This window comes from Paenibacillus sp. LX16 (assembly GCF_036252815.1).
Taxonomy (GTDB): domain Bacteria; phylum Bacillota; class Bacilli; order Paenibacillales; family Paenibacillaceae; genus Paenibacillus; species Paenibacillus polymyxa_B.
This window is the reverse complement of record NZ_CP141152.1, coordinates 2,882,646-2,909,046: the sequence shown is the minus strand read 5'-3', so window position 1 is coordinate 2,909,046 and position 26,401 is coordinate 2,882,646. Positions and strand designations below refer to the sequence as shown.

Annotated in this window: 12 protein-coding genes and 1 pseudogene; 1 reads left to right on the top strand and 12 read right to left on the bottom strand. The window is 40.8% G+C overall.

Features of this window, described 5'->3' with window-relative positions; all coding sequences use genetic code 11:
- Nucleotides 1–18 precede the first annotated feature (18 nt).
- The 12 genes and pseudogenes from T3H97_RS12770 to T3H97_RS12710 form a co-directional block, all read right to left on the bottom strand.
- The gene (locus tag T3H97_RS12770) at nt 19–8,658 is read right to left on the bottom strand and encodes a non-ribosomal peptide synthetase/type I polyketide synthase (RefSeq protein WP_328802755.1); all 8,640 of its coding nucleotides are present in this window, start codon (nt 8,656–8,658) and stop codon (nt 19–21) included.
- Nucleotides 8,651–9,931, bottom strand: coding sequence for a diaminobutyrate--2-oxoglutarate transaminase (gene ectB / locus T3H97_RS12765; protein ID WP_025719505.1), 1,281 nt, complete (start codon nt 9,929–9,931; stop codon nt 8,651–8,653). The genes T3H97_RS12770 and ectB overlap by 8 nt, the downstream gene beginning before the upstream one ends.
- Nucleotides 9,932–10,146: 215 nt before the next feature.
- Nucleotides 10,147–10,794: a carbohydrate-binding protein gene (locus T3H97_RS26415; protein ID WP_442955643.1), complete on the bottom strand. Its 648-nt coding sequence runs from the start codon at nt 10,792–10,794 to the stop codon at nt 10,147–10,149.
- A gap of 293 nt (nt 10,795–11,087) precedes the next feature.
- A pseudogene (locus T3H97_RS12750) lies at nt 11,088–12,524 on the bottom strand (MFS transporter).
- Nucleotides 12,525–12,629: 105 nt separating this feature from the next.
- Nucleotides 12,630–13,202: a hydrolase gene (locus T3H97_RS12745; protein ID WP_328802754.1), complete on the bottom strand. Its 573-nt coding sequence runs from the start codon at nt 13,200–13,202 to the stop codon at nt 12,630–12,632.
- Nucleotides 13,203–13,241: 39 nt separating this feature from the next.
- A complete protein-coding gene (locus T3H97_RS12740; protein WP_190299356.1) occupies nt 13,242–14,915 on the bottom strand; it encodes a site-specific integrase in 1,674 nt (557 codons plus the stop codon).
- A 25-nt stretch (nt 14,916–14,940) separates the two neighbouring features.
- Nucleotides 14,941–15,447 (bottom strand): hypothetical protein, encoded by a 507-nt coding sequence (locus T3H97_RS12735; protein ID WP_103048585.1) that lies wholly within the window; start codon nt 15,445–15,447, stop codon nt 14,941–14,943.
- A gap of 37 nt (nt 15,448–15,484) precedes the next feature.
- Nucleotides 15,485–16,990 carry a hypothetical protein gene (locus tag T3H97_RS12730; protein ID WP_328802753.1) on the bottom strand — a complete coding sequence of 502 codons (1,506 nt, stop codon included), beginning with the start codon at nt 16,988–16,990 and terminating at the stop codon, nt 15,485–15,487.
- Entirely contained in the window at nt 16,987–18,618 is a 1,632-nt protein-coding gene (locus T3H97_RS12725; RefSeq protein ID WP_328802752.1) for a tyrosine-type recombinase/integrase, read from the bottom strand. The genes T3H97_RS12730 and T3H97_RS12725 overlap by 4 nt, the downstream gene beginning before the upstream one ends.
- A 180-nt stretch (nt 18,619–18,798) precedes the next feature.
- Nucleotides 18,799–19,437 (bottom strand): hypothetical protein, encoded by a 639-nt coding sequence (locus tag T3H97_RS12720; RefSeq protein WP_025723561.1) that lies wholly within the window; start codon nt 19,435–19,437, stop codon nt 18,799–18,801.
- Nucleotides 19,438–20,923: 1,486 nt separating this feature from the next.
- A complete protein-coding gene (locus T3H97_RS12715; protein WP_025723560.1) occupies nt 20,924–21,217 on the bottom strand; it encodes a hypothetical protein in 294 nt (97 codons plus the stop codon).
- A 188-nt stretch (nt 21,218–21,405) separates the two neighbouring features.
- A complete protein-coding gene (locus tag T3H97_RS12710) occupies nt 21,406–25,182 on the bottom strand; it encodes a hypothetical protein (RefSeq protein ID WP_328802751.1) in 3,777 nt (1,258 codons plus the stop codon).
- 342 nt (nt 25,183–25,524) lie between these two features.
- Here T3H97_RS12710 and T3H97_RS12705 point away from each other — a divergent pair, with 342 nt between their 5' ends.
- Nucleotides 25,525–26,328, top strand: coding sequence for a Shedu anti-phage system protein SduA domain-containing protein (locus tag T3H97_RS12705; RefSeq protein WP_103048582.1), 804 nt, complete (start codon nt 25,525–25,527; stop codon nt 26,326–26,328).
- Nucleotides 26,329–26,401: the final 73 nt, after the last annotated feature.

The window sequence follows — 26,401 nt, the reverse complement described above, 5'->3', positions numbered from 1 at the left end:
ATCTCTTTTAATTCCTATTTATAGATTTTCAATCATGCTTAAAATTTCTTCGATTTCCACTGTATCGTTAAGTCTATTTTTAATAGTTTTTGCTATTGCCGAAATTGTAGGACCCATAAACACTTCTTTTAATGCAAATTCTATGTCAAATTCTTTATGAACCCTTGATACAAGATTGGTTGCCTTTAATGAGTCTCCTCCTAATTCAAAGAAGTTATCATTTACTCCAATCTTCTGGACTCCAAGGATTTGGCTCCATATCAGTACAAGCTTCTCCTCAATTTCACCGAATGGTGCAGCATAGTCTACCCCTGTATTAATATTTCCATCAGGGGCAGGCAGGGCATTTCTATCTACCTTGCCATTCGCTGATAAAGGCAGTTTTTGCAACTGTACAAAATATGAAGGGATCATGTAGTCTGGCAGATCTTTGGAGAGATACTCCCTTAATTCCGGTATTGTCAATTCACTTTCTCCAACTATATATGCACAGATGTACTTGTTCCCTTGGGGGTCTTCCCTTGTTGCTGCCACAACTTCTTTTATTGAAGAATGTTTTAGAAGCTGAGCTTCTATTTCTCCAAGCTCTATTCGGTATCCGCGGATCTTAACCTGATGGTCTATTCTGCCCAGGAATTCGATATTCCCGTCAGGCAGCCATCTTCCCAGGTCTCCTGTTTTGTACAGCCTTATCCCCTTTTCTTCTCTGAAAGGATCTTCAAGGAATACATGGGCTGTTTTTTCAGGGTCATTTAAATAACCCCTTCCTACACCTGTTCCAGAGACGCAGATCTCTCCTTTTACTCCGATAGGGCACAGGTTCATGTTTTTATCTGTTATATATAGATTCATATTTTGTATAGGCTTGCCTACAGGAATGTTCTCTCCTTCATGAGCAGCTTCCATAGTATATAGAGTAATATCGTCCGCTGCCTCTGCAGGTCCGTAGGCATTAACTACTTTAGTATTTGGACATAGGTCAAACCATTTCCTTACTATGCCGGATTTTACGGTTTCTCCCGTTATCAGCAAGTAATGAAGTTTTTCCGGTTTATTCCCTGTATTTTCCACATACTCAAGCATTAAAGCAAGGTATGAAGGTACCACCTCAAGGACCGTTATGCCATCTTCTATGATCCGATTCGTAAACCTTGCAACATCCTTTACTATTTCATCTGGATAGATGATAATTTGAGCTCCTATGGTTAGGGCTGCAAAGAACTGCCATACAGATACATCAAAGTATTGAGGCGAGTTCTGGGATATTATGCTGTTGTTAGTTATACAAAGTTCCTTTATTTCCGCATGGATGTGGTTTATCATGCCAAGATGCTCTATCATAGCTCCCTTTGGTACACCAGTTGAACCAGATGTATATATAACATAGGCCAAACTATTTATGTCTATATCTAGATCTAGGTTTTCGCCACTTTCAGCCTCAATCTCTTTTTCACACTGGTCAAGGTATATAATTCGGCCTTTATAGTTCTCACTAAGCTGCTGGGTCACATAATCTGATAAGGTCAACACATAGGCAGCTTTAGATTCCTTAAATATATCAAGCACCCTTTGTGTAGGGTATTTTGGATTTACAGGTATGTAAGCCCCCCCTGCTTTCCATATACCAAGTACCGATTCTACAAATAAGGGTCCCCTCTCCAGCATGACAACTACGGCTTCTTCTCTACCAGTGCCAGCCTTTAGCATGTACCTTGCTATCCTGTTTGCCCTTTGGTTGATCTGGCCATATGTAAATCTACGGCCTTCATACGCTACTGCTATATTGTCTGGACGTACTTTCGTCTGCTGCTCAAACAGGTGGTGTACCGTCAGGTGATGTTCAAATTCAACCTTCGTATCGTTAAAGCCGTATATTATTCGCTCCTTTTCTTCTTGGGATAACATATTGATTTCTGATAGTTTTTTTTCAGGGTTTGAGGTTATCTCTTCAAGGATATTAAAGTAATGCTGAACAAGCCTTTCTACCGTCTCCTTCTTAAACAGACGTGTAGCATATTCCATCCATAATATTGTATTATGACCATCTGGTATCAACTGGAATGTTAGGTCAAATTTTGATGTTTTACTTTCAACCGGATATTTGGAATACTTTAATTCACCACGATGTTCCATAATATGCTCATCAGAAGGAACAATATTAAACATAACAGTAAATAAAGGATTTCTGCTTGAATCTCTCTTTACGTTAAGTTTTGTCACAAACTGATCAAACCTGTATTCCTGATTTTCATATGCTTCTAAGGAGCTTTCTTTTACTTCTTCCAAGAACTCAGTAAAGGCCTTATTTCCCTCTGGGAAATTCCTTAATGCCAGGGTATTTATAAACATCCCCAGTATTCTTTCAGTATCAAAATGAGTTCTTGCCGCTATAGGAGTACCAATAATTATGTCTTCCTGTCCTGAGTATTTATACATTAGTGTATTTAATGCCGCAAGAAGTATCATATACACGGTGGCTCCTGTTTGGGAGGAAAGTACATTTAATTTATCCATCAAATGACTGTCTAAATCAAATAGCAACCTATTTCCTTCAAAGCTTTGAAGGACAGGCCTAGGATAATCTGTAGGCATATCAAGGATAGGAATTTCACCCTTGAACCTATTAAGCCAGTATTCTTCCTGCTTTTTGTAAACCTCAGTGCTAAACAAGCCATTCTGCCACTGGGCAAAATCCTTATATTGCACCTCCATTGCCGGAAGGCTTTCACCACTTAATATAGAAACTATTTCATCAAAAGTCCTGATTATTGAAGTTCCATCCGAGACTATATGATGTACATCAAGCAAAAGTATTTGCCTGCTAGCATGGATTTCTATAAGACCTACTCTTATTAAGGGTGCTTTGCTTAAATCGAACGGTCTTACAAATTCATCGATTATTTTCTCTACTCCGTCTTCCTCAGACTCAAAATATTCTATAGTAAAATCAACTTCATCTTGTATCCTTTGCACAAGCTCCCCATCAATCATCTCAAAGGATGTCCTAAATGCTTCATGCCTTTGTATCAATGTTTTTAATGCTTCCCCAAGGGCAACCCTTTCAATCCCACCTTCAAATAAAATTCCCACAGGTATGTTATACCCAATGTTGTTACCCTCAAGATTATTAATGATATACATCATCTTTTGTGCAGATGAGGTTTCATAGTACTCTTTTTCAGAAACTTTAGGTATTCTTTCAAGCTCAGCCTTACCCATATTTAGGGAATCCTGTTCTGAAATCTTTCCCGATTCGTATAGCTTTGATATCATTTGCTCGGAAAGATCGTATATGCTGGAACCCTTAAGAAGTTCTACTATGGAAACAGGTGTTTTAAAGGCAACCTCCATCCTGTTTTTTATTTCGGTGGCCATTAATGAATCCATCCCAAAAACAGTTAGTGGTTGTTTGGTACTTAGATCCTCAGGATTATAACGCAAAACCTTCGCTACTATTGTTTTAATATGCATTTCAACGATATTCTGCCTGCTCTGTATTGGAGATGAAATAATATCCTCCAGGATATCAACATCCACCTTTGATTTATTTATATTCTCTTGTTGTCCTGACTCATCTTGCAAAAGAGTTTTAAGCACATGTGGAGAACTCATGGGTGAGAACCATTTTTCCCCAAACGTTTGCCACGAGAGTATAGGTAGAACCACAGACTGTGCAACAGCTTCTCCAACAAGGTGCTCCATAGCCCTAATTCCCTTTTCTACCGTTACAGATTCTATGGATTTTTGTATATAATACTCCGGATCACGTTCCATAAACCTTGCAGCCATTCCAACCTCTGACCATGGTCCCCAATTGATACTCAGTGCAGGAAGTCCTCTCGATAAACGGTAATGTGCAAGTGAGTCCAAAAAGGCATTCCCAGTTGCATATGCTCCCTGGCCTGGTGAACCAAATACAGAAGCAACTGAAGAAAATAAAATAAAGAAGTCAATAGGCCGTCCCTCTGTCATACGGTGAAGGTTCCATGCACCATTTACCTTAGGCGAAAGGACCCTATAAAAAGTCTCATCTTTACTAACCTCAAGAAATTGATCATCCGTAATACCAGCAGAATGTACAACACCTCGAATAGGAGGCCTTTCTTCCTTATCAAAATCTTTAAAAAATCCAGCAAGCTTTTCCTCATCAGTTACATCCACTGATCCAATATATACTGTTGCCCCCTGGGACTCCAGCTTACGAACAAACTCAATCCTCTCTGCAAGGCTGCTGCCTGGCTCTACATTGTTCCATTCAGAACGTTTTGGAAATTCTCCGCGTCCAAGCAGTACCAGATGTCTTGCTCCCTTGGCAACCATCCACTGGGCTGTAATCATACCTATGCCACCAAAAGCACCTGTAATAACATAACTTCCATCGGGGCGAAGATGTACGGGTACTTGATGCTGCATATCAATCCGCAGTTTATCGATTCTTGCTGCAAGTCTATTCCCATTACGGAAAGCAATTTGGTTCTCTCCATTACCTAAGACTTCTTTTAACAGCATTTCCATTTCACCCGCATTGGCCTCTATGTCAAGGTCTACAAGGCCTCCCCAATTTGAAGGCAACTCATGGTAACCTATGACGGTGCCAAGGCCCCATACCAACGACTGTAAGAATGCAGAATTTGGAGTAGCCCTGTTGATCATTTGGGCTCCTCTTGTAATAACCCACAGCTTAAAATTTAATCCCAGATTTGTGGTTGCTTGTACCAGGTGTTTTAATACAAACAGGTTTTCAAAACAAGCTTTTTCTATAGCTGTATTACTAACTTCCTGGATCTCAAGGATATTGAGGCTCCACATATATACAATACCTGTTAGCTTCGTTTTAATTTTTGAGAATTCATCAAACAACGCTCTAAGATCCTCAATGCTTCGAGGGTTTATATATATCTCACGCTCTTCATACTGCCAACCAAAATTCTCACCAGGATATACCATAAAGCATTCTTCTCCCCTTTTTTCAAGGAGATTTGCCAGTTCTTTTCCTGCTGCTTTATGATCCACAAAAATAAGCCATGCTCCAGAGTTAGCAGCAGCTGTGCGGGTATCAACTTCTTCACTTTTTAGAAGCTCCCAGTTTATCTCATAAAGATAATCCTTAACTCTTCCAGCATCAGACCCTCCACTATTTCCAAGTTCCTTAGTTCTTATGCCCAGTATTTCGGCGATTAGATTTCCGTCCTCACTATATAGACGGATGTTGGCGTTCAAATTATTATCTTTCCTATCTACCATCTGCGTATGACAAAGCATGACAGGCTCCGGCCTTCCATAAAGCTGCACCCTGTCTATTCCTACAGGTAGGAATGATTGGCCTTCGTTATTTTCATCTTCATTAAGTGGTGCAACTGCCGCAATGGTAACCTGGAAACAGGCGTCCAATACCGCCGGGTGAAGACCGTAGATAGAGCTATCAATCTCCAGTATTTTAGGGATCTCGATCCTGCCAAGAGCTTCGTTATCACCTTTCCATATCTTGTCTATACCTTGGAAATAAGGACCATAATGGAAACCCATTTGATAGAAGGTTTTATAACATACTTCTTTTCCGTATTCTTTGGTACAATTGCCAAGTATTTGAATCAACTCATCTTTAGCAGTGATCTTTATGTTTTGCCGTTTTCTTATTGTGCCGGATGCATTGCATGTCCAAGTCTTATCTTGTCCCGGTATCCTGCTTGAAATCTCGAATTTTGCGGTTTTTGGATCCAAAACCACCTGCACCACAGGTGATACTCCTTGATTTAAAAATAAAGCATTTTCAAACTTTATATCTTCAACTGTATAAAAACCCTCTCCAAAATAGCTTCTGGCACAAGCCATTCCCAGCTCTACATACCCTGCTCCGGGGAAAACTTCTATACCTTGTATTTTATGATCAGAAAGATACGTCATATAGGTAGTATTAAGTTCAATCTCCCATATAGGGCTGGAAGTTTTCAAACGGCGTCCTAAAAACTTGTGCTTATTTTTTCCCTGCCTAAATTCACTTGATTCCTGCGTTTCCATCCAGTATTTATCCCATTGCCATGGATAAAGAGGGAGACTTACAAACTCACCTTGGTACCGGTAAATCTTGTTCCAATCTATAGGGTATCCCAGTGCATATAGATTCCCTAAATTCTCCAGTATTGAAACCTGTTCGTTTTCATTTCTTTTTATAGAGAACAACTTCTTACCTTCAACGTTTTTAGCTGACAGACAATCAGAAATAGAAGCTGCTAAAACAGGGTGAGGGCCCACCTCAATAAATAAGTTATAATTCAACGAAATCATTTCATACATTGCTGCTTCAAAACGTACCGGCTCTCTTACATTTTTATACCAGTAATGTCCATCACACTCTGTACCCGTCAGCATTTTCCCTGTAACCGTGGAATATATCGGTATCCCGGCAGGCTGGGACTTTATTCCTTTTAATGCCTCCAATAGCTCCTGCTCATATGGTTCCATTTGGTAACTGTGATACGCTACATTGACCTTTAAAAGCCGCGCAAAAACCCCCTTATCCTGCAACTGTTTTTGGATCTGCTCAAGGGCATCAGGATCACCTGACAAAGTTACCGAATTTGGGCTATTGATTGCTGCCATTGAAACACCTTTTATGTTCTCATCCAGCAGGGCCACAACTTCTTTTTCTGGTAAACCTACCGCCAGCATTGTGCCCTTGTTTACTGCTTTTTGCTGTGCACGGCTTCTGTGAATACTTACCAACATGGCATCTTCAAGGCTGTAAATTCCTGCAACATATGTAGAAGCCACTTCTCCAACACTGTGTCCTACCACCGCATGGGGTATAATACCCAAGGATTTCCATACTTCAGTCAAACCCACCTGAACAGCAAAATTGGCAGGTTGAGCAAACTGGGGCTGGTCCAGACGTGAATTCTCCTCATCGGCGAGAAGTTCCTCCAGTAGAGACCATCCAGCATACTGACGTGTAAGTTTATCACATTTTTCTATCATATTTCTAAACACAGGGTCTTTTTCAAGGAGCTGTCTGCCCATAGCCCACCATATGGGCCCCATACCTGTATATACAAAAACAGCTTTATTGTACTTTCCTGCCTCAACATTTCCCGCAGACATCCCCTGGCGTGCTTGTCCTTTAATATACGCTTCCAGGTTTCCTGCAAGTTCTTCCTTTGAAGATGCCGAAACCGCTAGTCTATAGTCATGATGGGTGCGCTTTTTGCTCATCATGCTTCCAATATCATATAAAGAAATACTTTCTCCACTTCCATTAATAAAATCAACATACTTTTGCGCATAGTTTTTTAGCGCCTTTTCTGAGCGCGCAGATATGGGAATCATATATGGCCATCCGGTATTTACATTAACTTCAGGAGTACCCTCTTTTTGGAGATCTGTAGCTTCCTCCAAGAGGATATGGGCATTTGTTCCTCCAAAACCGAATGAATTTATGCCAACCAATGCGGGTTGCGGCAAAGGCTCCAGGGTCTGAGGAATTCGTATACATAAATCGTCAAAGGGAATTTTAGGGTTTGGATTCTTAAAGTGCAGATGTGGAGGTATTTGCTTATGCTTTATGATTAGTGAAGCTTTTATCAGTGCGGCAACTCCTGCAGCGGCCTCAAGGTGGGCAATGTTTGTCTTAACAGATCCGACAATACACTTTTTATCTTTTGGCCTGTCTGTTGAAACCACTCGTGCTATTGCATTAGCCTCAATAGGGTCTCCAACCGGAGTGCCGGTGCCGTGAGCTTCAATATATGTTATATCTGAAGGTGATATTCCTGCCTTTTTGTATACCTCCTTCATTAAGTTTTCCTGAGCCTGCCCGTTTGGAACAGTAATCCCGTCTGTGTGGCCGTCCTGGTTTACACCCGATCCACTTATTACGGCATAAATCCTATCTCCGTCTTCGATAGCATCTGACAGGCGTTTTAAAACCACAACGCCGGCTCCTTCTCCTCTTGCATAACCGTTTGCACTGGAATCGAAAGTTTTGCACCGTCCATCGGGAGATAAAAAACCACCCTTACTTTCCGCTATGGTATACTCAGGTGTAGCTATAACACTTACTCCGCCTGCTATTGCGAGATTACATTCATTATTCAATAAACTCCCGCATGCAAGGTGTGTTGCAACCAAAGAGCCCGAACACGCTGTATCTACAGACAAACTTGGACCTCTGAAATCATATATATATGAAATCCTGTTGGACAACATTGTCATCATCATACCCGTTGCCGAATGTGTATCTAAACTTTCAACCGATTCGTTTTTAAATTGTATTGCTTGATAGTCAAGGGTGAAGCCCGCTACAAAGACACCGGTATTGGTTCCTGCTAGCTTGGCCGGATCCAAGCCTCCATCTTCCATTGCTTCCCATGATGTCTCCAGCATCAGTCTTTGCTGTGGATCAAGAAAGGCCGCTTCCCTTGGAGAAATACCAAAAAACAAAGGGTCAAACTCATCTATTTTATCTAAAAATCCACCATGACAGGTGTAATGCTTGCCTGGCTTTGATTTGTCAGGATCATAAAACTTTTCTAAATCCCAGCGGCCTTCGGGTAAATCGGAAGTCATATCTTTTCCCGCAGTCAATGCTTCCCAGAACTCCTCAGGCCCCCTTATTCCTCCTGGCAAACGGCATCCTATTCCTATAATGGCGATTTTATCCATAACTTTCGACCTCCAATACTTTATTTATATTCTCTTGAATAGCTTGTCTGATAATTGAACAACCCTGCTGCAAAAGTTCAAGCTCGATGGTTAACGGAGGCATAAGTTTTATAACACTGTCTTTTCTTCCTGCGCTTTCGATGATTAAACCGTTTTGGTAACATTCCTCTACTACTTTTTGCGTGATTCGCTCATCCTCCACATTGGAAAAATCAATACCCCAAATCAAACCTGCACCCCGAATGGTCAGGCCCTTATGTAATGACAAAATCTGCTTGGTTAAATATTCTCTTACAAATGCTTCCTTATATTTCACAGACTGTTCCAAATTATTCATTTCCCAATATTCCAACGCAGCTGTAGCTCCAATGAAAGCAAGCTGGTTTCCCCGGAACGTACCGTTATGCTCACCAGGCTTCCAGACATCAAGTTCCGGTTTCATCAGCAGAATAGACATGGGAAGGCCATACCCGCTGATTGACTTGGAAAGCAGTACAATATCAGGGATCATCCCGGCACGTTCAAATGAAAAGAACGGTCCGGTGCGTCCGCAGCCAACCTGAATGTCATCGCAAATCAGTAGAATACCGTGTCTGTCGCTAAGTTCCCTCAGCCTGAGCATCCATTCGGGTGAAGCTATATTTACGCCGCCTTCCGCCTGAATGGTTTCAAATATAATAGCCGCCGGTTTTTCGATTCCCGAGTGACCGTCGTTTAGAACGGCTTCCATGTATTCAATAGTATCGAATGAGTCAATTGGACTCTCGGAGTATGGGAAAAAGGTAACATCGGATAATGCTATGCCGGAGGAAGATCTTTTCTGAATGTTGCTGGTAACAGCCAGACTCCCCAGCGACATTCCGTGAAATCCTCCCATAAACGCAAATATACCAGTCCGTTTAGTGATCTTTCGGGCAAGCTTCAGCGATGCTTCTACAGCGTTTGTACCTGTAGGCCCGCAAAATTGAATTTTATAGTTTAACTTTCGGGGTTCCAATATGATCTGCGAGAATTTTTCGATAAATTCACGTTTCGCTTTTGTGTACATATCAAGCCCATGAGTAATACTGTCCGATTCAAGATAAGCGAGTATCTTTTGTTTGATGTATTCGTTGTTATGTCCATAATTTAAAGCTCCTGCTCCTGCAAAAAAATCAACAAATTTCTTTCCGGATTCTGAATAAATCAGTGCACCTTTAGCCCGGTCAAACACATCGTAGAAGTTTCTACAATATGCTCTTACGTTGGATTCATACTGCTCAAAAATTTCCATACTCATAATTCCTCCCTTAAACTGAAGTTAGTGTTTAAACACTAACTTCAGTTTATTTTTCCGGCCCAATCCACATCCATGTTCTCTCCCGGCTTGTGGTGGATGTGCATCGTTGCCTTTGTCCTCCCCCGCCCACTCCCGGTATTACTTACAAAACTGGGTGTACATGTACGGTAGGATTGTAAAACCTGCAAGGGTGGAAAATAAATAACATCTTAGTTCTTACCGCCATAGCCCTTATAAGTAGCGTAAACTGCATCTGCATATTGATTGGCCAGAATAGGACGGCCATAAGAGTCTGTAGCTCCCGGATACCAGTTATCTCCTCCGTTATAGTGTAATAAGCCATTATATATGTTGCCGAATCTAGTAATCTTTTCATTTAAAATCAGTCCGCCCAAGCATACCTGATCTTGTTCACTGCCGTGATTATAAGCACGGCCAAATTTTGAACTGAATTGAGATAAATAAGCATTACGTGTGTTTGGTTCTACCTGCATCAATCCGTCGCCGGCTGATGGACTGCCTGGTAAGCCTGCTCCAAAGCTGCTTTCCTTTTTGATCACAGCACTCAGCAATAAAGCAAAATCTCCGCCTTTACCGAATTTATCGCCCGCATTCATTGTGTATGTCCATATGTGGCTTGGAACTTCGGAAGGCTTTGTTACTGAAGGACCTGTTGGTGGCGTTGTTGGCGGTGTTGTAGGTGGCGTAGTTCCGCTGCCGCCTTTCTCCCATAAAGCAGGAACATTGGATGGTTCCCAGCCTACAAGGGAAGTATGTGCCTGAAGACAGGTATAAGTACTTCCACTATATGTTACTGTATCATTTACCGCATATGCAGTATTTGGACGTTCATACAATATTTATACCATAACGAACATTGTTCGTAAAGAACAATGTTCGTTATGTGTTAGAACACCTACATGTTCTAACTTTAGAACTCTCATCTTTTTCGCGCCTCCAAAAGGCGGAATTTAGGAGAAGAGGATATCTTGGTGTCGTGTGAAAGTATATCGCAACGCTCCACTACCCGCCGGATATATATCGCTAGCTCCAGAAGTTTGGGCTTACCGGACGCGCTGGGGTTATGGCGGCAGCCGCAGGACCGATCGATGAGGATCGGACGGATTGACGCGGCATCAATGCGTCAAAGTCAAGAGGCCGCTGAAGAGCTTTCGTAAGCTTTTTTCTGTTGCGGACGGAACCACGAGGCAGCAAGAGCGAGTAGAGAAGTCCCTATTAGTGCGATGATGACCCAGCGGTAACCGTGAATGACGAAAGCAAAATCAACGGCAGAAATCACATTGTTCTTTCCGGAATACAGCACGTTCTTCAGGTGGGCTGGCAGCGCTGCGCCGACGATGGTTAAAGAAAGAGCCGTACTCAGCACTTGACCCAAGTTATATAGCATGGACCGCAGTCCATTCGCCACCCCGCGGCTTTGCTCCGGAACGCTTGACATGACCTCCGTCGTATTGGGGGTAAGGAATAAACCGGTCCCGACCCCGATTAACAACATGCCGCAAGCGGTGACCCCGTAAGAGAAATTTCCACCGACCACGAATAGGAGTAGTAGTAGTCCTGCTATAGAAATAAGAATTCCAAGTGAGGCCAGAACTCGAATGGCCGCCTTCTTAGTCAACATGCCAGCAATCGGAGAAATGACCAACATCCCTATCGTAATTGGAAGGATCCTTAGACCGGCATTAAGCGCGTTTTGGTGGAAGGCAAATTGGTAATAGAGAGCGAAGAGCAGAGCAACCGCCGTACGGGCAAAAGAATTAAAGAATGTAGCGATGTTCCCCATACTGAACGTCCAGCTTTCAAAAAGGCTTAAATCTAGTAGAGGTGATGCTGAACGATGCTCATGCCATAAAAATATAGTAGTAAATATGGCGAATATCGCAAAACCTCCGATCACCTGCTTGTCTCCCCAGCCCAGTTCTCCCCCCTTGGATAAAGCAATGATTAGACCCGCTAAAGCGACAAAGATCATGATGCCTCCATATCCGTCCACTTTTTTATGGAGCTGCGCTAGGGGCTTCACCCTTAGAATCCAGAGCCCCCAGATGAGAGCAATGATCCCGAAGGGAACATTAGACCAGAACACCCACCTCCAGCCTCAGGCGGTCGTGACCACGCCGCCGACGACCGGGCCAAGCACCTGCGCGACGGAAGCGGACAATAAATTCAGACCGAGACCGGTGCCCAGCTGCGATTGGGGAAACGCATCGGTAATCAGCGGTGTTGTGTTCGTCACTACGAGCGCTCCTCCGGCAGCCTGTACGATCCGAAGAAGGATTAGTACCTCTACATTAAAAGCATAACCGAGTAGTAAACTGGATACGGTAAAGATGGCCATTCCTATTAAATACATTCGGCTTCTTCCGAAAATATCCGAAATTTGTCCGAAGATTAAAATCAGGATAGTGTTTACCAGCATATAGGAAAGTAAAATCCAGCTGGAAGCTGCCGCATTCGCATGAAATTGCTGGCTTAATTCCGGCAATGCGACATTAAGCGTTCCGATATTGACCAGAACCAGGAACGCTCCGAGACTGGTTACAGATAAGACATACCAGGGGTACATCCTATCGGACTTGGGACTTCTCTTTTGGGTCATAGAGACCAACCTCCTGAAATAAAAAAACGACCCCTGGAACCTGATAAATCCAAGGGCACATCTCCTTTGGGTTCAAACTTCAGCAAAGGCAGAAATGATTTCCTGTGTTGTCCGAACACGCCCGATGCGTGGAAAAATAAAATTTTTCACGTGATCGTGCTCGGCTTGAGAAAACCCGGTCATGGCATCGATCGCCAAAATCAGCTGATACCCATTCATAAACGCTTCCCGCGCGGTCGTATCCACGCCAAGCCCGGTAGCGATGCCGCATAAGACGATGGTGTCGATTCCCCGGCGACGCAACTGCAGGTCGAGCTCCGTTCCGTAAAAAGCTCCCCATTGCTTTTTAGTAATGATGTGGTCTGTTTCGGCGACCCGCATTTCCGGGACGATTTGATCCCATCCTTCAGGCAGATTCAGTGGTGGTGCAGGCGAATCCAACTTCGGTCTCGGGATATCCTTCAGATCTTTGCTAGATACCCGGACCAGGGCAACCATTGAGCCTTGCTCACGGAAAGCATCTGCCAAGGCGGCAGCGTTAGATACTACCTGCTCGGCGGAATAAGGGGCGTATTGATTACCAAGCCATTTTTGCAAATAAATGACAACTAACGCTGTTTTTTGCGGATCCAATAATTTTTCCATTCTATATGTTCTCCTCACCCTTTGGATTTGACCTGAAGTTTAAAAAATTAAACATTTGGTCATTTGACTATGTCCGGCCTGCCTCTCTAGTAGCTCATCATTGTCTCCTAAGATACGCCGATAAGTAAGATGGAGCGCTCTTAGATTATGGGGTGTGAAATATGGCTTCCTAAGTTCAGGCCATAACTTCGATTGAATGCGAGTTAAAAAATTATACAGTCCGCTAGTTCGTATAGGGCCATCATTATGTTTTGAAGCCAGTAAACGAAGTTCCGTAAGGCCATCCCCACCCCACTCTCTTGGAAAAAATATAGGTTCTGATGGGGCAAAATGAATCAATTCGTTAAACCATCTTGCAGCATCGTTCTTCACTAGAGCGTGATGAACCCATTCATAGCCGTTTCGATCGGGTTGATTGCGAATGGTCTTGGTTTTGTGAAAACGAATCCAGGAATTATCCTGCGAATCTATAAATAAAGCATTCTGAAGCAAATTAACTATTTCATGAGGCCTTGCTGCAGTTGATAACATCAACAGGCAAGCCCGCCTATGACGAAAGTCCATCAGAATGTTCTCGTTAATTAAAGGAGTTTGATCGTTCATTAAGGTCTGCACAAGAATATAAGCTTTGGACATACTAAATACTCGTCCATGATCTTTTGACATAACACGTCTAGGTCTTGGCATAATCCGTTCTATGTTGTATGAAGCATTTGTAGTTCTTATAAGCCACCTAAGCCAATGTCGAAGCGCCACTCGGAAAAACGTCTTATCTTCTTGTCCCTTCATCTGGCCAAAAATCTCTGTGTATACTTCTGATATTGAATTCTCGCTTATGTCAGTAAGACCTTTTGATCGACATTTGATTGCAAAATACCGGATGTACTTGACTATCGCTTTCCAATAATTTATGCTGATAGTTTTTTTACCGTATCTGAAAAGTAAATTTCCTTCATCGTCGTAATAATCATCAGTTATTGAATCATTCACACGTTGCCTCAAGTAAGAAAATGCAAAGGTATAGAGACTCTCCTCAAACGGCGTTTGGGTTGGATATATTCCCGCGGCTATCCAGAGACTTCTTTCCGCTTCATCGCAAGGTATGACCGGTTTATTTTCAATCAAGGAATCTGTTTCTTTAGCTAACATCTTACCTAGGAGGGTTAAACTACTTCTATGATATTTAGCGATCTTACTTGCTTTTGCTAATACAGAGGAAGTAATAATATGATTACCCTCTAACCCTTCCTTAAGGGCGTAACCTGCGAACCATAAGCAAACTACAGTTCGAAGCAAAGGAATCCTTTTCTTTGCCTTTTGTAGTTGTTTTTCGCTATCCATCGGATACAATACCGGATAGTATTTATCGTAAAGCGCATCAAAGTACTCAAAATTCGGTAACTCGGGAAAAGGAAATTTATTGAATTCGGTCTTGGTTGGAAATACGATCTCTAAAGGCAAACTGATCCGTTGTAAAAAGGCAAGCAGTAATACGTAATCTCTTTGGGTGCCGGGTAACTTGAAAAATATTGTGGGTTGTACCAAATCCGTTAAGGAGCTTGATAAAATAGGTTCAACCCGTCCCCAAGTCTCTGCCGATCTGTATTGTTCATACTCCGATCTTGTCAGATGCTCTCTACTCTCGAATTGTCCCTTTCGCCTTACAGTAATGGGTCCAAATCTCAGGGATTGCCAAGCTAATATTTGCGACACGATTTCACCTCTTTCCAATCTAAGCTCAGACTAGTCGACTGATAACCTCTATTTGAATCTGTTCGTCACTATAGCCGAAATGCCGAATCATGTCCCCAAGCAACGCTATTTGCGTAGCTAATCCGGCCGCCTTGGCGTTTTTGGTTGTAAAATCCCGACTGCCTCGCATCATGTTCCACATGTCCTTGGTTAATCTGGCCAAAGTATGAAATGCCTGTGCTGCTTCACTTTTTCGTATGGCGAAATGATGACAGGAAAAACACTTTGCCTCAAAAAGGCAAGCCCCCTGTATTAAACATCTTCCTACACCTGTAGGAGCTGGAAGCCCGAATTTTGCAAAGAATTCATCTAAAGATAGCTCTTCAGATCCCAAAGCTTTTATCAATTCGTCAGGCTCAGTTTGTTCGCTGGCAAGTGCTTCGAAGATTCGCCAAATAAACCGTCCCGCAATCTCACCATCCTGATATTTCTTAATAGTAGCAAATAACAATGCTTGACGGGAGAGATTACTTCGTAAGTATCGATTCAGCATGGTTTGATTTTCATGACCTGCAGCAAGTCGTGCTAACTCACTGTTCCCGGTTTCGATTGCAATGTGAGTTATGAGATAGTGTCTGTAACCATGAGCCTTCCCTTTTTTTATCTCCATGTCCAATAAATTCTGCTATCTTATCAAAAAACATATATATTTGTCTTTCATTCAAAATCCAGGGATATTTCTCCAATTGAAAAAGATGCACATACGATGCATCCGCTCTTTCGTTCCGTATCGGTCGGAAGGCTTTATCGCTCGATCTTTTCTGTAAAAATTCGACCGCTCTAAGACCTGCAGAATCAATTATAGGAAATTGGCCGTTACGATGTTTAGCTTTCTCAATACCTGAATATGGGCTGTATAATCCTACCGCTGATGGAGCATTAGGCAATGGCAGCATACATTCTTCAGCCTGAAGATTGAGCAGATACGTTTTACGCACCGGTGATGAGGCAATAATTAACCAAAAAGCGCAACATAAAACTTCAACATCATCTTCGGGATGATAATTTTCAATTGCTTCCTTCATGAGCATCGGGAAGTTTGGGTCATCAAAAGCGAGGCCATCACCGGAATATGTTTCTTCTTGGGCCTCACGATGAATTCCAGAATATAAATCACTGGGCCAGTCAACGTATGTTGGAAAAAATGTATGAGAACCTTTCCCCCAATCAAAGAATAACTTTATGTGTAGAAGATTGTTCCCGGTATACTTAGCTGAAAACTCCTCTCCATCGTTATTCTTTGAAATGTAATCAAACAAATCGAGAAAATCTTCATACTCGAGAGATGAAGCATCCGACTCCCCGTGCTGGTCAAGCCATTTGAAAAATTTATGCAAAGCACTGCCCGCTTTACGAATATAATAGTCTAGCGAATTACTTCGTTTTAAATGCTCGCGAAACTCACGTGCGATATCCCCCCACTTTGGATGCTCACAGCAATCGTCAAACAGTATTCTTTGCCTACGTCTTCCTGGTTCATCCGAATATCCAAGCTCAAAAAGAATGTCCTTTAAACACTTGGCGTTATAACGTTTGTCGTTCGGACGCATTACATCCGCTAACGCTATATCTTCTTCCGTGAAATCGCCCAGCGGTTTCATAACACCTAGAAGGTGTATAGATAGTTTGTTGAACAAACCTATACGGTTTGAGTCTTTTTTGCGGATGTGTTCTGCTTCTGAATTTTTGAGGAGGCCCATTTTGACGGGGAAATCCGACAGATTAACACGACCTCTGGTTGACAGGTAACAAACCAAGTCGTTTCGACGATATTGTGCTACTACATCATTTCCCTTGCAAAAACCTGTATGCCAAGCCCAGAAAATGACATACCATAGGTCTCGACTGTCGCGATGCCGAAAGGTTGGTCTCTCTTCAGGCGGTACAGCTAACCAGTTATCCGGGGCCGGAAATGTAGTAAATAATTGAAGGACGGGATTTTTTATAGAAGAAAATACTTGATTCACATGATTCAAACGCAGCGTGTTTTTTAAAAATTTGCGAAATTCCGATAATGGAGTCCATTCTAGTGTCATTCCGAGTCCTCCTCATGCGCGTGGATTCCCTCTGAGATCTCCGCCTGTCGCATAAATACCCTCCCTAAATGATCTACTTTACCTTTTTCTGTGTCATTATTTGACTCAGGTATCCAATGAATATATGTATCGCGCGTAATCACGACAGAAGAATGCCCCAACCACTTGCTGATCTCTTCGATTGGTCTGCGATATCTTAGGAGAAGTGATGTCGCGAATAAGTGTCGGAAGGTGTGTGGATAGTAGGAACGTAGGTCTACGCTTCCCCCAGTTCGTTGAAATAAGTCATCAGCCAAATTATTATACTTACTGTAAACGCCTTTCTTACTTAATGGCTTCCCTTTTGAATTGTTTGACTCTGATACAAATAGATAGCCATGATCTTCACTTGTGTAATAAGACAAAAGTTCCCGCCGCTGAAGAAGTGCCCAATACAGAAGATCAGTGAACTCCTCTTGTGTTGGAAATCGGATATTTTTCCTGCTAAATGGATCAATTGTTTTGTGAGTTATCAACGCCACGTCCCTGCAGGAAGCCTTCGTTTTCCATCCCGTATCAATGACCCAATTCCCCCGCAACCCGCGTTCTTTTACAAACTGCAAGTTCCCGGAAAGAGACTCGGTTAATTCCTCTCTTGCTGTATGATACACGTTTAAGTTGGAAGGAATTGTTGACGGCTCAATTCGAATCTCAGCTGCTTCACCAGGGCGTAATCCAAAGTAACGCAATATCGCAAAGAGATGAAGATCCAAAGCATTTTCATACGGATCGATCAATTCAAAGAACATGTCTGCTTCGGTCTCACTAAAGACCTTGTCGTGGTTAATGGGAGAGGCTTGCCTGCTCTTCCCTCCTCCAGGTCCTGCAGTACCGGAATCTCGAGCAATATTTTCCACATCAAACACTATCCGCACCCTACTACCCGCAGTACCCGCTATTAATGAATGATTATCTCTTATTTCTTTTCTCGGAACCTGCTCTAATGGCAGGTATTTAAATCTTGTTGTTCTATCACGCAAGAACTTCAGATATGCACATGCAGTATAGATGATCGGAGCAAGTGCACCAGACGGGTACTCACACCAGTTGGTTTTCTTTAAATCGTTATGACTGCTTCGAATTACGGTTGATAGCTTCCCTTCTGCCATTGCATGTTTGTTAAGGGGGATATTCTTTAACATAGACCAATGAATCCCGTGAGTCGCCACCTTTAAATCTTCAAATGGCTTGTAACCTTTTGGAATACATCGAAGGTAATCCGCAAATCCCAGTAATATTACTTCAATAGGATACGGTCCACCTGCTTTTACTTCGATATTATGGATATGTTCAAAATCTTCCTCTAGCCTCCAGAACATCATGTAATCCAAGAACTTTTTCAGATTCTGGGCATGCCATGTAACCGTATTCATTTTTAGCTTTTCCGTTAATAATAGATTCATTAAAAATGTTGTAGCTTCATGATGAGTACTATGATTTGGTTTAACAATAGCGATCACTTGGGTACCTTCTACTTGATGTATGTAATGTAAACCATCAATGTTAAGGGATTTGTAGTATCGGGCATACCCAACCAATCGCATTGTTTCCCCCATTAGCTGTGCTATGCTCAGAAGCTCTTTATACACACACTCCCCCCCTCTCCCAAGCATTTTTATTCATTCCTCTGTATAAGTTGAGTATAGAGGGACCACCCCCACCTCAATTATGTTTCCATAATTTTCTTTAATTCTACACAATACGTTGCATTCTGACAACAATAATTCACCCCCTATCCATAGATAAGATAAGGGGTTTCGAGATTTACATTATTTACTTCCCATTTCTCCTTCCTCTTCTCCAAGATCATACCCTAATAAATAAAAATGATTTAAGAAAGAATAAAGTTCTTTGCCAGACACCTCTTGATTATTATTGGCTAGCTTCAAATGATACTTTATCACGTTCAACTTTTCTTCACTTTTAGAAGGGCTGAAATTGGCTTGAGTTACCTGCCTCTCAAATTCCTCCACATCTTTCGTATGCCGTGCCTGGTTCAATAGCCACTGTACATTATGAAAATCTGTTGCATTCAGTGGACCCGTGATTAGTGCAATAATGTCTTTTTCTTTATTAAAAATTTTAGGATTATTAAAATCACTCCACGCTGCTCGAATGACTTCCGAGAATATTTCATCTCCTTGAGTGATTTTAATCCTATGCTTGATCTGACCAAGTAACTTTCGCTTTCTCTTTGAAGCAGGCTCTTCTATTAATACAATAAAGTCATCAGTATTAAACCCATCAACTCTTCCTTGTAGTTTTATTTCAGTAATAGGCCAAGGAGGCAAACAAGGTGCAACTCCTCCTGTAAGCATTAAGATGACAAAAGAAGCTTGAACGTGGGCCTCAAAATGTCCTCCCCCGCCTCCCGTAGAAATCGGATTACTGAGTTGTTTATCCTTCATATTAATTTGTCCTCACAGAATACTTTGTTTTATAACTTATCAATCTTAACGTAAGTATAAGTCGCAAAACAGTTTTCATCAAATTGCGCTTGTTAATTTTAATATTCAATATTTTCCACAAATCCCCTGCCATCTCCAAGAATTTCAATACACCTCGAAACCGTTTTATCACAAACTCACGAAGTTTAGGGTTATTATCAGCCATTCCGAATTGGAAACTGCTTTGACAACGCTTGTATTGAGTCGTTCTTTTCGCATCTCAAAACCGAAAAGATCTATTTAACTAAACCTCAAACATTATTGGAGCTATAGCAGGATATCCAAAATTACGATTAGATTTACAACCATTGGCGCTTTCAGAAATGGGAAACGGTCGCAGCATAGGGTTGTTTTTTAGGGGTTGTCTACTTCACAAGGTTATGACCAAAATAGCGAATTTTAATGGGACAATGTTCTTGTCCTCGGCATCATCCACGTATTGTCCCATCAAATAATCTTTTTACCTAGCCAGCTAAGCGTTGTTTTCTGGAAATAAAAAAACTGATGATTGGAACCAGCACCTAAACCTTAAGCCTTGATATAAATACTGTAAACTCCTATTACCTGTCGGTTATATTTTACATCCACAAATAATTAACTGTCATCTAATGCGATATATTTTTTTGGAAATTTAAAATGACAACCTTCAGATGAGCGACTGAGCCTCTCCTTCTCGGTTCGGCACCAGGAGAACCGCAACTGCGTCGCGGGCAGCCGGCGCGCAAAGCCTCGTGTTACTGCTTCCGCAGCACCTCCAGCCTATCCTGCGGCCACCATCCAAGACTACGAAGAAAAAGAGAAAAGAGTTATAAGAACCAGAATCTTTCGAAATCCTTTGAATCTTATTAGATGAGTATCAAATCGGCAATGGGATCAAGTTCTTCTCCTCGAGTCGGGACAAGAACTTGTACCGTTAAAGCAAAAAAGGCACTATATTATCGACTTTCAATGGAACTATGTTCTTGTCTCCCGATTTATAGGTTTGCGACAGAAGACAACAGGCACGTTTCTTATTGTAAAATGTATAAAATCTTCAATTCGTCTATGCGCTTCTCAATACTTCCGATGATGATCCTAGATTATAGATCTTCCACTTTCAACTGTGAACGATCAAGCCCGTTATTTAAGGGTTGCTCCTATCGTGAAATGGTTCAATAACCCGAATTGCTTTGTTGGGAATGGGATAATATTCTTATCAAAATCGATAATGAGATAAAGTTCTTGTCATTTGGTTTTGACAAGAACTTTATCCCAAAATAAAAGAGCCGCGATTTTCGCAGCAATTAATGAAATGTTGTGTTACCGCTTTTGCATTCACATATTTCATAGTTTGATCAACAATATCCGCATTGGGTTTGGCCTCGTATTGTCGATATTGTATAAACATGGAATCAAAATGCTGGAACAATTATCACTAAAAAGATTCCGGATGATTTAAAAGAACTATTTAGACATTCAAGTGTTTCTTATATACCAAGTAAGCTAACCTGTTATGCTTAATTTGTGTAAGCATTTTAGCTTTTCTCTTCGAAACAGGTTCCTCAACAAAAACAATTAAGCCATCGGTATTAAACCCATCGATTTTCCCTTGAAGCTTTAATTCGACCACAGGCCATCGCGATAAACAAGGCGCGAATCCACCTGTAAGCATCAATGTAACAAAAGAAGCTTGGATATGAGCTTCAAAGTGTACACCGCCGCTCCCGGATGCAAATGGATTGCTCAGTTGCTTATCTTTCATACATATCAATTCTTTTATATGAGTAATATATTTTCAATTAAAAATTTTTACATATAGAAACTGGTAGTTTACAACAAAGAAGTCGCCAATCTGGCGACGCCTCTGCAGAATCTATAAGCTATTTAAATCAGTAGGCTCTAAGTTTTTTTGATGGTAAGAAATTGTGAACATAGCGAATATCTCCATCATTACTCAAAACGCTCATTCTGATTCTGTTCTCGTGATTGTTCCCATTCATGGACTCTGATAATTTCTTTCTTCAAAATCGGTTCTTTATTTTTGGCCCACTGTGAGACAACTGGATTTTCGTGAATCATAAGGCTTTCTAACAGTGGAAGGCGTTTTACCATTTTATCTGCTAGTGATCCTTCCCATTGATTTGGATGAAAGACATGCATAAATTCTTCTAAAATAACTGAAGGATCAGAATAATGATTGATCAGGAATATTGCTACGGGTGTCCATTGCAATTGATCGGCTACATGCATGTACGGTTCAATAGCCGATGCTATTAAAGGATAATGTGCTTTTCCTTTGATGTTACACCATTCAATAAATGTTTCATGGGGGATGCTTCTCAATGGACTCACCATCAATTGTCCACTGAATATCTGTTCGATGTAGTAATCTAATTCGTTATGATCTCCTATAAATACATCCAAAAATACAAACGGATGGGCCTCAACTAGAGATTTATAAATATAATCAAAGTTGGTGTGAAAAACACGATTATCTGCAATGGCAGTATAGAGTTTTACAGCTAGATGTTTTGCTTTATCAGCAGCATCTTTGTTTTGAAAGCATGATTTAACTATTTCTGATATTTGATATGAATCGCTATTAGTTTCTTGAGAAAAATCGTAACCTAAAACTAATTCTTGGCCCAAAGTGAGTATTCTTGGACTCAATTCATTATTGTTTTGGTGAAATTTCATATTAAAGATATCTATAGCAACGGCCAATCCATTCTGTTTAGAGCTAATTAGTCGAATTAACTCGCAGAATAAGTCTTCGTTATTTAGTTCAGATGTGTGTGTGTAAGCTAGATTCCCGTATAAGTAAATTGGTGCTTTCCCTAGCTGGAGGGATCTTTTTATACGTTCAATTCCATCTATGTCAATTATCACAATCTGAAGAATTGGGAAAACTTCCGAAAGTATCTCGTGATCTATTGCTTCATCTAGTAGTTCTTTAGTGCTGCTGTTATCAGTTGAAGTAAGATAATCCAGAAAGCCTTGTAGCAGTTGATAATTACGTTTATTGTGTTCGATCGTACTTAGTTTTTCAACCATTGTAGCCCATAGTTTTTTGGGATCATTAGTCCCTTTGGCCAGGCCTTGTCCTAATTGAAATACATTTCTTCCATTAGTACTCATGAGATGTATCAACAAGGCATTCAAGGTATCTTCTTGAGAACTAATTTTATAGCCAAAATCTTGCGATAAATCTCTAATCTTAGTCAATGCCTCTTCAGTATCTTTTGCTTCTACTATGTTAAGAAGACTTCCGTGATCGGGCAATGTTAGCAGCATTACTTCATCATATAAATTTTGGGGTCCCAGTAATGTAGCTAATGATTCAAGTCGAAATACAGCTTCTTTTGACATTTTGTCAGAATCAAACCCTATAGTGTTTTTAACAGCATACCAAGCCCCATACCATGGATTTTTAGCCGAAATTTCTCTCACAGCGGATTCTAACGCATTGTAAACTTTTGCTCTAGTCCATATCCCCCTGAATTTTCTACAGAGGATTGCCTTTATCTCAGTAGATATTATTTTTTCTGATAAAACTATTGACACAGCATATTGAATGAGTGTTTCATACCAAGATCTGATTTCATCATTAGATGTTGGATGGTACCCATAGTCTCGGACGTGAGCTCCAAAATCAAAGCTATTAATAGATGTAAAATGCCAAGCTTCTAGTGCTGCATCTAAAAGGGAAAGTCCTAATGCATTTTTTTGCTCTGAATCTGACTCAATTAGATTAGAAATGATTTTTAATCTTTGATCTACAGTAGCGTGTGTTCCAGAAAGATAAATGTAAAATAATGATTTTAATGTACTGCGTATCGAGTTTTTGTTCTCGTTAACATCTTCTGTTAAAGCAAAATGACATAATAATTGAACAGATCTATCAAAAAACTCAACATCATATGCTAAAGACTTTAACAAACTTGTAAAGTAACTAAAATTTTCATTATGACGGGAAAAGAAAGTTGAGTCTCGATCTTGATCTAAAATTTCCTCCATATGTGCTAGGACTAATTCGGGGTGAAGTGGTGCAACATTACCAAGCATAGTCACAGCAGCATTATCGAGTTTGCGAAAATCCTCCAACGGTCCCCCATCTGAGAGCCATTCTTGAGCAACTTTTCGAGCAGTTTGATTGTGATGAAGATAACCAAGCCTTCTGGAAAATGATATTAATAACCTCTTATTAGCACGCTTTTCAAAAACATCTCTTAGTAACGGGAGTGGAAAATTCTCTAATGAGCTCTGTGCTAACCTATTTGCTATAGCATGTGGTAATACAGCTCTCCACGTGCTCCGCTGCTGTACGAGATCTCTCCTCTTTAATTCGGCAACATTTTGATACAGTTCCAAGACACTCATTCCTGCTAATTCAGCAAGAATGGTCATTTCAATATTTCTTGTTGCTTCCGTCTCAATATTAAATGAATAGACGAGTGAACAGATTTCGGCAGCTTTAAGTAACTTTGAGTCTGAATCATGTCGTTGATGAAATAATCTATTAAATAATTCAGAATCCCTTAGGTGGGATATGTTTTCTCCCATCTTTATTGTTCTTGCTATGGCAACAGCAACACGTGCGTTCCCACCAGACATTTCTGCTATTTTTCTTGAGGTTACACTGTTTATATGCGTGAATTTCTTACAAATTACTTTTTCTAATAGCTCTATTGAAGAAGGTTCTAACCGGAAAACAGTTGTTTGTTCGGGCTGATCCTCTCTAACATCGTATTCAACTGTAATTAAACTAATGAGACTATTGTTTGAGTTTAATTTAGTTAGTTGATTATGTAGATCAGGAGGACAATTATCGACTATCAAGATTCCCCGTTTTCCAAGCGATTTAAGTCTTGCAGTAAAGGATTTAGGGTCAGGAAGTGGGGCATCTCCAAGATCTGTATAAAAAGCTAGTGATTTGTTTAGAGCTTTCTCACCAACTTGATCATCAAATAAAGCTTGAACTAGGCGTGTTTTCCCCACACCTGACAATCCAATTAGCCGAACAGAACTACCAGGACGCTTTAAAATTGTTCTTAGTTCCTGAATACCTTGTAACAAATCCATTCCTTTTGCAGCAATACTTGATGAGTTAGACAAACGAGAGGTTCCATCCAATAGATATCCTCCATCATCACTCTCAGAATGGTCTGCCCAGTTATCAAATGATCGCCATCCTTGTAGAGGTTGTCCAATTTTGTCTCTAACCCATAAAATCATAGAAGGATGGCTTCTTACCCAACTGGCAATACGCTCACGATCATAAAAGTCAACTTTTAATTGTGAAGCGTTGGCATAATCTGAAATAGCATCTTGCATGGCTAATTTTCTGCTACTTAATGCAGAATCCGAAGTAGATCCCTGACTACTTATAATAATGTAAGCTCCCTTATTATCGGCTAAATCTCTTATTACTTCTCTTAGTATTCCTTTTGGCCGCATTTCATCCAAAATGTTGCTCCGAGGCATATCAGGTTTCTTCACTTGAAATGCCGTGTTTGATCTCGGGATGAAACCATCATTATCCATTATTGATTTCACTTCAACACGCACATCTATTCCGCCATCTTTAGCATTTTGATTACCTCCCCAAGTCACTCCTGCTGTCGTGATTTGTGCAGATGTCAGTTCTGCTTCACAAAGAAGGCCTACCAAGGATCTTAGGTCGGTATCATTAAGTTGAGCGATTTCATCACCTGTTATTTCAAGCATACTTATCCCCCGTTTTGTATACACATGTATAGACTTCTTGTGCTTATGACTTGTACTCAATCTATATATTACCATTGAAAATTCAACACTTCGAGAACTATGTTCCACGAAGAGAACATTCTTTTGGTAGTGACGGATTTTAATACTTACTTTGTTTTTCAACAGAAATAACTATCAACCTTTACCCGGTTTTATTGGGAACGGTCAACAATTTAGTTTACGTGGTATTGAGAGCAACCAAACACTATTAGCTCCAGTAATTCTTGCTGATTATATAATGATAATTAAAGCTCTTATGCTAAAATTAGGTATGTTTAATACTATCGAAAAAGAGGACCACATATGAAAATATACGAACGAGACTATACTTACCTTACCGATGAAGAATTGAAGCTGTGGGATGAGAAAAAGGAAGCGGAGAAGGTTGGGAAGTTGGGGGGGAAGTGGATACGCAAAAGTTTGTTCAGAGAGTACCCGAAAGCTGCACGCCATTTCATGAGCCTTTTTCCAAATAACTACCTAGACATTGAAGAATTGAAAAACGAGTCGGAGCTTAACTACTTATGCGAAAAATATGCTGAAATGTTAGATAGTCATGGAACGCCTGAGCGAACAGTTTTAAATTGGATTCGAGAGAATAAATCCTATTTCATAATCGCCTCCATTTTACAAAATTATAACTTTGGTCATCACGATGCCTTCATCTTTCCAGAGCTTAAGTTAGGTACAACTATCCAAGTTGATTTCTTGATAATCGGCAAAAATTCAGGCGGTTATGAATTCGTCTTTGTTGAGTTAGAAGCACGGTACGGGAAAATCACTTTGAGTGACGGTGATTTAGGCGATGCTTTCAGAAAGGGTATTCGTCAAGTAAAAGACTGGTCTGATTGGCTCGAATCGTACTATACATCTTTTCAAGAAGCTATTCTAAAGTACAAGAACGCGGCACAACAATTACCTTTAGAATTTATGGTACCCGACAGGACGAGAATGCATTTCGTCGTTGTTGCAGGCCGTCGGGCAGACTTTAACGAAAAAACTTACCGAACTAAGCGTCGTACCAAAACGGAACAAAAGATTGAACTTCTGCATTATGATAATCTTTATGATACTGCTAAGGCAGTTGTTGGAAAAGCAACTTATTAATAACTGCCGATACGTCCACTTTTCTTACACATAAGCCGAATTAAGCTGTTTAGGTAAATACCAAATCAATAAT